Origin of the sequence: Sphingobium sp. Ant17 (assembly GCF_000588875.1) — a bacterium.
Lineage (GTDB): Bacteria > Pseudomonadota > Alphaproteobacteria > Sphingomonadales > Sphingomonadaceae > Sphingobium.
Window position 1 is genome coordinate 76,099 of the sequence record NZ_JEMV01000017.1, and the last position, 8,030, is coordinate 84,128.

Sequence of the window (8,030 nt, forward strand, 5' to 3'; positions counted from 1 at the left end):
CGGCCCGGCCCGTTACCTTGGCGCGTAAAATAGAGGCGCAAAGGAAGAGATGATGGGCAGGTTGAACGGCAAATTGGCGCTGATCGTCGGTGCTGCGGGCAAGGATAATATGGCGCAGGTCATCGCCCGCCGCCTGACCGCCGAAGGAGCGCGGGTTGCGGTGGCGGGGCGCAAGGCGGAGGCGCTGTCCGCCTTTGCCGACGAGATTGGCGGGGTCGCCGTCGCCTGCGACATGACCGATCAGCAGAGCATATCAGCCGCCGTGTCCGACGCAGAAGCGGCGTTGGGTGGCGTGGATATTGCGATCAACGCGACGGGCTGGGGATTGCTCAAGCCGTTTCTGGAGACGACGCAGGCGGATTTGGACGCCATGTATGCGCTGCAACTGCGCGGGCCGTTCCAGTTTTTCCAGGCGCTGATCCCGGCGATGGAGCGGCGCGGTGGCGGGTCGATCATCCAGATCAGTTCGGCGACCGCGACGATCATGTTCCATGACCATGCCGCCTATATGGCGACCAAGGCGGGGACCGACCATCTGGTCCGTACCGTCGCCAATGAATTCGGGGCCATGGGCATTCGCGCCAACAGCGTGTCGCCGGGCATCACCGAAACGCCGATGACGGCGGATGCGGCGGCGGTGCCGGGGTTGATGGATGCGTTTCGCAAGGGCTATCCGCTGGGGCGCTATGGCACGTCGGACGATGTGGCCGAGGCGTGCGTGTTCCTGGCCAGCGACGCCTGTTTCATGACCGGGCAGAATTTGCAGGTGAATGGCGGGCTGACGCTGCGCGCCAATCCGACCAAGGCGGATATCGAGGCGTCGGTCGCGGCCGCGATGGCTGCCGCCGGGGCGTGACGCGGGACCGTTTGCCGCCGCTGTGCATGGCGTCGGGCATCATGCCCGAAGCAACGCCGCTGCAATTGGTGGAGGCAGCGGCACGGGCCGGGTTCGATTATGGCGGCATGTGGTTCGAGGCGGCGGACTGGACGGATGCGACGACGCGGCAGGTGAAGGCGGCGCTGCGCGACACCGGCCTGCCGCTGATCGACATCGAAGTGGTGTGGATCAAGCCGGGGCCGCCCGACCCCGATCATCTGCGGTTGGTCGATGTGGGGATGGAACTGGGCGCGCGGAACGTGTTGTGCGTCAGCAGCGATCCCGACGATGGGGCGACGCGTGACAAGCTGGCGATGCTGGCCGAACGGGCGGGGGATGCGATCCGCATCAATCTGGAATTCGGACTTTTTACCGAGGTCAAGACGATCGCGCAGGCGAGCGCGATATTGCGCGCGATCGATCACCCGGCGATGGGGCTGTTGATCGACGCGCTGCATTGGCGGCGGTCGGGCGGGACGGTGGCGGAAGTCGCGGCGGTGCCGCCCGGATGGTTGAGCTATGTGCAATTATGCGATGCGCCCGACCCCGGCGCGGACCCGGCCGATGCGGACGCGATCCTGACCGAGGCGATCGACGGACGGGTGGCGCTGGGCGCGGGGGGATTGCCGATCGGCGGGCTGCTGGATGCGATGCCGCAGGGGTTGTCGGTGGCGGTCGAGGAACGGTCCATCGCGCTGCGGGAGGGTTGGCCGGATCTCAACGAACGAGCGGCGCGGATGCTGGCGACGACGCGGGCTTGGATGGCGGGGCGGGGCCTATGAGGGCGGCGCGCTTTCCTCTGCGCTAAGGGCGGCGAAGGTCACCACCAGCGCGTCGCGCCATGCGGGGCGGGCGGGGTCGTGCGGGTGGATTTCGGTCACGCCATGCAGGATGCGGCGATCGTCGATCAGCATCGCGTCGCCCGGCTGCGCCAGCATGAATTCGCCGAGCGGCGTGCCGTCGGGCGCGCCGATGCGGGTGACGCCTTCGCGCACATTGTTGCGTTCGACCAGCATGACGAAGACATGATCGACGCCGTCGCGGTGCAGCCCTTCGGGGGTCGGGCGGCCGACTTCGTCGGGCTTTGCCTCGATGCGGAACTGGTGCATTTCGACATGCCAGCGACCGGTTGCGGCGGGATCGAACTGCGCCGCGCACAGGGCGAAGATCGCCTGGCAGACCGGATTGTCGATGACCGCCTGTTCGACCGGATCGAACCAGCGCTGCACGTCGCCGTTCAGCCGATTATAGTCGCGGCTTTGATAATGGGGCTGGTGCGGCATGCGCGCGAAACGGCCATGGTCGCACAGGAAGACGGCGTGGCGGCGGCGGCGATAGCGGCCGCCATCGGCCATGTAGAGATCGGGGCCGAGGTCGTTCCAACTGGCGGCGAAGGCGCGCCAATCCGCAGGGGCGGCGTCGAGCAGGGCGACCGTCTCGGCACCCTCCAGCCGGGCAAAGCCGCTATGGGTCATGGCATCGCGCAGGGCGCTATCCGGCAAGGGCGGGGGTTCGATCATGCAAGTGGCCATACTGTTCCCTTTCAACGAGGGACAGGGCCATTTCCCGCCAGCCGGATTGCGCGTGTCAGGGACGGAAGAAGAGCGTCAGCGAGGCGACATGATTGACCGCGGTGCGTCCGCCGCGCTGATCGATCACCTGCGCCAGATAGCCGACCTCCGCCGTGGATGCGCCCGGCAATCCCAATTCCACCCCGATGAAGCCGCGCGCCTGGTCAAAGCCGCTCTGCACGCGCCAGTCGGTGTCGTTGAGCGCCACGAAACCTTCGGCATAGACCAGCGCGTTGACTTTATCGCTGCCTGGCCGCAGCGGCTTTTCGTAGCGGAGCATCTCGCGTACCCGCCAGCCGATGTCATCGCCGTCCGACCGCCAGCGCTGTTCCAGCCGGGTGCGGGAGGAGAGTTCGCCACCCCAGGGTTTGCCGAGCGTCCAGCTAAGCTGCTGGAAGCTGCGATCCTCTTTAAGATCCGTGCCACCTTCGACCGGCGAGATGATATGGGCATAGCCTGATAGACGGTGACGCTGGGGGATAATTTCCAGCCCAGCGCGCCGCGAAAGATCGCCTGATTGACCCGCGACGCGCCATCGCCGATGCGCGGCTGGATTTCGGCGAGATAGACGAGATCGCCCTTCACCGAACCCATGGCGGTCAGGTTGAGCCAGACCTGTTCGTCCTGGTTGGTCTGCGCCTGGGCCGGTGTTGCGGCAGCGATGAATAGCGCGGACAGGATGAGGGGTAGGCGGCGCATGGGGCGCTCCTTCACTAAGATTGGCGCTGGGTCAGCGTCGATGGGTGTCAGGTGATGACGCTCGGCTGGTCCATGCCGGTATAGCCCGCAATGTCGGCCACTTCCTGCGCGGCGGCGATCAGCGGGGCGAGGGCGTCGCCCGTTGCCATGCCAAGGTCGCCGTCGGTGCCGACATAGCGTTCGAGATAGACGCGCAGGGTCGCCCCTTCGGTGCCGGTGCCCGACAGGCGGAACACCACGCGCGATCCGTCGGTGAACAGGATGCGGACGCCTGGTTGCAGCTGACCGACTGGTCGGTGGGGTCGGTATAGGCGAAATCGTCGGCGCTCTGGATCGTGCCGCCGCTGTTGGTCGTGCCGGGCAGGCGGTCGAGCGAGGCGCGCAGCGCTGCCATCAGGCGTCGGCCTTGTCCTTGGCGATGGCTTCATAATCGTGCCGGGCATAATAATTGCGGCCATAGGTCGCCCAATGATCGGCCATGATCGCAGCGACGCTTTGGCCGCGCACGGCCAGGATGTTGAGCCACAGCAGCACCGCCCAGATGCCGTCCTTTTCGCGCACATGGTCAGAGCCGGTGCCCGCGCTTTCCTCGCCGCAGATGGTCGCCATGCCGGCGTCGAGCAGGTTGCCGAAGAATTTCCAGCCAGTGGGGGTCTCATAAAGCGGCACGCCCAGCTTTTCGGCCACCCGGTCGGCCGCGCCGCTGGTCGGCATGGAGCGGGCTATGCCCTTAAGGCCCGCCGCATAGCCGGGCGCGAGATGGGCGTTGGCCGCCAGCACCGCGAGCGAGTCGGAGGGCGTGACATAGCAATGCCGCCCGATGATGAGGTTGCGATCGCCATCGCCGTCGGACGCTGCGCCGAAATCGGGCGCATCCGGGGCCATCATCCGGTCGTAGAGTTGCTTGGCGTGGACCAGGTTCGGGTCGGGATGATGATGGCCAAAGTCGAGCAAGGGCGTGCCGTTCATCACCGTGCCCTGTGGCGCGCCGAGCCGCTTTTCGAAAATCTCGACCGCATAGGGGCCAGTCACCGCGCTCATCGAATCGAAGGCGAGGGTGAAGCCGTCCGCGATCTTCGCGCGGATCGCGGCGAAATCGAACAGGCTTTCCATCAGGTCGGCATAGGCCGCGACGGGATCGACCACCTCGACGGTCATGCCGCCCAGCAGGCTGGTGCCGAGCGTGTCGATATCGACATCGGCGGCTTCGAGGACCGTGTAGTTGTCGATCGTCAGTGTGCGGTCATTGATCGCGTCGGTCACCTTTTCAGGGGCGGGGCCGCCATTGCCGATATTATATTTGATGCCGAAATCTTCGTCGGGGCCGCCGGGGTTGTGGCTGGCCGAGAGGACAAGGCCGCCAAAGGCCCCCGATGCGCGGATGAGGTGGGAGGCGGCGGGGGTGGACAATATGCCGCCTTGGCCCACCAGTACCCGGCCAAAGCCGTTGGCCGCCGCCATCTTCAGCACGATCTGGATGACTTCGCGGTTGAGATAGCGCCCGTCGCCGCCGACGACCAGGGTCTGCCCCGCAAAACCGTCGAGACTGTCGAACACAGACTGGACGAAATTTTCGGCATAATGGGGCTGCGCGAAAATGCGCACTTTCTTGCGCAGGCCGACGTGCCGGGCTTCTGGTCGGTGAAGGGCTGGGTCGAAACGGTCTGGATCATGCGGCTATCCCCCTTTTGTGTCGGCTATTATGCTATGGCCCGGCTGGACGGGCCTTTTCAATCCAGCATGTTCAACGCTTATGTGCAAACCAGATGACATGGCGTGGGCCTTTGCCATTGTCGCGCGCGCGCACCACCACTTCATCGACCGCAAATCCGGCGCTGGTCAGGCGGCGGGTGAAGGCATCGTCCGACCCGGCCGACCAGACCGCGAGGATGCCGCCTGGGGTCAGCGCCGAACGTGCCGCCGCCAGCCCCGTCGCGCTGTAGAGCCGATCATTGGCGGCGGCGGTCAGGCCGTCCGGGCCATTGTCGACATCGAGCAGGATGGCGTCATAGCAGGCCCGGCCCGCCGCGATGACGGGTACGACATCGCCCATCAGCAGATCGACGCGCGGGTCATCGAGGCAGCCATCGGCGAGTTCCGCCATTGGTCCTCGTGCCCAGTCGATGATTTCGGGCACCAGTTCGGCGAGCGTGATCCGCGCATCCTGATCCAGTACGCCCAGCGCCGCGCGCAGGGTGAAGCCCATGCCATAGCCGCCGATCAGCAGATGGGGCGCCTTGCGCCCCGCCAGCCGCTCGATCGTCATCAGCGCCAGCGCCTTTTCGGAGCCGCTCATCCGGCTGCTCATCAATTCATTGCGGTCGAGCACGATCATGAAATCGCCGCCGCGCCGGTACAGCATCAGTTCCTGCCCCCCGGGCACGGCGGCGGACCCCAGAAATTCGCGCGGCGTCATGATCGATCCTTTGGTGATGGCATTGTGGCGCGCATGGCAGTTTGGCGTGCGTCGCGCAAATGCTACGGCGCGTCGCGCGGCGCATCCCCGGCATGGCATGTGGGCGGCGGCGATGCTATCGGCCCTGTCCTATCCGACACCGACAAGGCAGTTCTTCTTTTCATGCGCTATTTTCTCGACACCGAATTTAACGGCTTTGGCGGCGTGCTGATCAGCGTGGCGCTGGTGCCCGAACATGCGGATGATGAGGAATTCTACGTCTCGCTGCCGCTGCCCGACGATGTCGAACCCTGGGTGGCGCAGCATGTCGTCCCCTATCTGCGCCATGTGCCGCCGGGCATCGACCTGGAATTGAACCGGGTGGAGGCGGCGGACCATGTCGCGGCCTATCTGGAGGGGGATAGCGATCCCGTCATCATCGCCGATTGGCCGGAGGATCTGGCGCATTTCTGCGCGTTGCTGGTGACCGGGCCGGGACAGATGGCGGGGGTGGATTTCGGGTTGCGGCTCGAACTGATCAACGCGGCTGGGTTCAGCGCGGCGGCCAATAGCCGGGTGCCGCACAACGCCCTGCATGATGCGCGGGCGTTGCGCGATTTCTACATGGCCGACTGACGGCCGCGACGCGCCCGTTCCAATAGCCAGAGTAGCGCGCTGGCGATCAGCCAGGCGAGGGCGAAGGGCCAGGATGGGCCGGGCGCGCTGTCATTGCGGCTGTCGCTGGCGGTTGGTGGGCGGAGCGCGAGCATGGCGGCGCGGTCGTGCGCGGCGCGCATCGCGGGTAGGGCTTGGGTGGGATAGATATAGAAGGACTGGCCGGTGCCTGTCCGATGCCAGCCTGCGCTATCGGGCCAGAACGCCGCGCATCCCTGCACCGGCAACAGGGTGGAGCGCCGTCCATCGGGGCGCTCGACCGGTGTCGGGGCGGACAGGCCGCACAGGGTCAGGCGCTCGTTCGCCCAGCCGATCAGGCCAGATTGTTGTATGCCGGAGGCCGGGCGGATGACGGTGCGCAGCAGGGCGTTCCACCAATCATTATGCAGCGCGCGATGGCCGGTCAGGGTCAGCGCATAGCTGTCCACGCCCGCGAACAGGGCGATGCGCCCGGTGCCGATCGCGCGCCACTGGGCCAGGGGTGCGGCGCTGGCGTCCTGCAACAGCGTGGGTGCCTGCGCGGCGGGGGTGAGGGGCAGGCGGCTGATATCGGGCAGGAGATCGTCGGGCGTGGCTATATCGACCGGCGCGTCCGTGCTGCCGATGCCGAGACGGGTGCTGCTTAGCGCGGGCGCGGCGACTTTGGGCAGGGCGATGGGGGTGAGATCGCCGCCGCCGATGCCAAAGCCCAAGGCGCGCCATTGCGCGCGTGTCGTGCCGTCGATCGACCCGCTGGGGCGTAGGACCAGGCCCAGTCCTTCGCGCGCTGCGCCGAGCAAGACGCCGCGCTGCGCCGCCCAACTGCGATCATCGACGATGGCGAGGTCGAAGCGCCGCAGCGTCGCGCCGTTGATGGCGATGGCAGGATCGCCGAGTGCGATGCCGCCGCCCGCGCTCATTTGCGTGGTGACGGCAAAGCCCGCGTCGGTCGCCCAGCGGCGCAGATATTTGACCTCCGGCCCCGGTGCGCCGGCCAGGATCAGCAGGCGGGGAGCAGCGTCGTCCTTCACCAGCAGCGGGACGGCGGCTTCTTCTACCACGCGCTGGCCTGCACGGACGCGCAGGGTGAAGGCGGTGGTTCCAGCGGCGCGGGCCGTGCCGGTCAGGGTGAAATGGCCGTTCGCATCGGGCGTGGCGCTATCGGTCACGCGCCCGGCGGGGTCGAGGAGGTCGATGGGTGCGCGGGGGAGGGCGGTTAGCTGGCCACCCACGCGGAACGCTTCGCCCGGCGCGACGCTGCGCGGGGGAGCGATGTGGCTGATGCCGGGACGTGGCGGCGGCGGGGTGAAGCGAATGGCGACGCGGCGGGCGGTCTCCAGATCGCGGGCGGCCAAGCCTTCGCCCAGCACGGTGATGGTGCCGACAGCGGGATGACGGCGCAGCACGGTGGCGAGGTCGGGGGCGCTTTCGTCGCCGCTGATGTCGCCGGCTTCGGGGAGGATGACGAGCGGCGCGCCCGGCGTCGCCGCAGCAAGGCGCGGCGTTCCGGCGGTCGCGATGCGCAGCGTGTCGCCCGTCGTCGGGGTGGGCGGCGGGTAGAGCGTCAGGAACAGGAGGACCGCGCAGAGCGGCTGCAGCAGCAGCAGCGCCGCCAGTCGCCAGGGTGCGGACGGACTCGATCGTTGCCACAGGATCAGGCGCAGCGAGGCCATCACTACAGCAAGGATCAGTAAGGCGGCGACGATCCGTTCGATGGTCATGGGGCAGCCCCTTCGATCGCACGGAGATAGCGCGTGCCGTTGGCATCGGGTGCGGCGCGGCGGGCGGGACGGGCGGGCGGGCGTTCCATCGCCGTCCATAACAGCCCGCGCAG

General features: G+C 67.2%; 6 protein-coding genes and 2 pseudogenes. 3 read left to right on the forward strand and 5 right to left on the reverse strand.

The genetic code is table 11. The features are described 5' to 3' along the window. The first annotated feature begins 52 nt into the window (after positions 1 to 52). Both BF95_RS09895 and BF95_RS09900 read left to right on the forward strand, forming a co-directional pair. Positions 53 to 856 (forward strand): SDR family NAD(P)-dependent oxidoreductase, encoded by an 804-nt coding sequence (locus tag BF95_RS09895; RefSeq protein WP_043151233.1) that lies wholly within the window; start codon positions 53 to 55, stop codon positions 854 to 856. Further along, positions 853 to 1,659 (forward strand): sugar phosphate isomerase/epimerase family protein, encoded by an 807-nt coding sequence (locus BF95_RS09900; RefSeq protein ID WP_051519947.1) that lies wholly within the window; start codon positions 853 to 855, stop codon positions 1,657 to 1,659. Before BF95_RS09895 ends, BF95_RS09900 begins: the two co-directional genes overlap by 4 nt. Here the strand turns inward: BF95_RS09900 and BF95_RS09905 are convergent. From BF95_RS09905 to BF95_RS09920, 4 genes and pseudogenes are all read right to left on the reverse strand, one after another. Beyond that, positions 1,654 to 2,397: a 2OG-Fe dioxygenase family protein gene (locus BF95_RS09905; RefSeq protein ID WP_043151206.1), complete on the reverse strand. Its 744-nt coding sequence runs from the start codon at positions 2,395 to 2,397 to the stop codon at positions 1,654 to 1,656. The genes BF95_RS09900 and BF95_RS09905 overlap by 6 nt on opposite strands. A gap of 67 nt (positions 2,398 to 2,464) precedes the next feature. Continuing rightward, a pseudogene (locus tag BF95_RS09910) lies at positions 2,465 to 3,147 on the reverse strand (DUF2490 domain-containing protein). Positions 3,148 to 3,194: 47 nt separating this feature from the next. Further along, a pseudogene (locus tag BF95_RS09915) lies at positions 3,195 to 4,820 on the reverse strand (alpha-D-glucose phosphate-specific phosphoglucomutase). A 71-nt stretch (positions 4,821 to 4,891) separates the two neighbouring features. Next, positions 4,892 to 5,563: a spermidine synthase gene (locus tag BF95_RS09920; protein WP_043151210.1), complete on the reverse strand. Its 672-nt coding sequence runs from the start codon at positions 5,561 to 5,563 to the stop codon at positions 4,892 to 4,894. A 162-nt stretch (positions 5,564 to 5,725) separates the two neighbouring features. Between BF95_RS09920 and BF95_RS09925 the strand changes: the two genes are divergently transcribed. Further along, positions 5,726 to 6,178, forward strand: a complete 453-nt coding sequence (locus tag BF95_RS09925; RefSeq protein WP_037478656.1) for a hypothetical protein — start codon at positions 5,726 to 5,728, stop codon at positions 6,176 to 6,178. On the opposite strand, the gene BF95_RS09930 is transcribed toward BF95_RS09925, so the two are convergent. After that, positions 6,163 to 7,917, reverse strand: a complete 1,755-nt coding sequence (locus BF95_RS09930; protein ID WP_043151212.1) for a hypothetical protein — start codon at positions 7,915 to 7,917, stop codon at positions 6,163 to 6,165. The two genes, BF95_RS09925 and BF95_RS09930, sit on opposite strands and share 16 nt — an antisense overlap. Positions 7,918 to 8,030 lie beyond the last annotated feature (113 nt).

Bases quoted from the DNA above. Each gene is read 5' to 3' on its own strand.
- BF95_RS09895 (WP_043151233.1), top strand. From the start codon at position 53: ATGGGCAGGTTGAACGGCAAATTGGCGCTGATCGTCGGTGCTGCGGGC.
- BF95_RS09930 (WP_043151212.1), bottom strand. From the start codon at position 7,917: ATGACCATCGAACGGATCGTCGCCGCCTTACTGATCCTTGCTGTAGTG.
- BF95_RS09925 (WP_037478656.1), top strand. From the start codon at position 5,726: ATGCGCTATTTTCTCGACACCGAATTTAACGGCTTTGGCGGCGTGCTG.
- BF95_RS09905 (WP_043151206.1), bottom strand. From the start codon at position 2,397: ATGATCGAACCCCCGCCCTTGCCGGATAGCGCCCTGCGCGATGCCATG.
- BF95_RS09920 (WP_043151210.1), bottom strand. From the start codon at position 5,563: ATGACGCCGCGCGAATTTCTGGGGTCCGCCGCCGTGCCCGGGGGGCAG.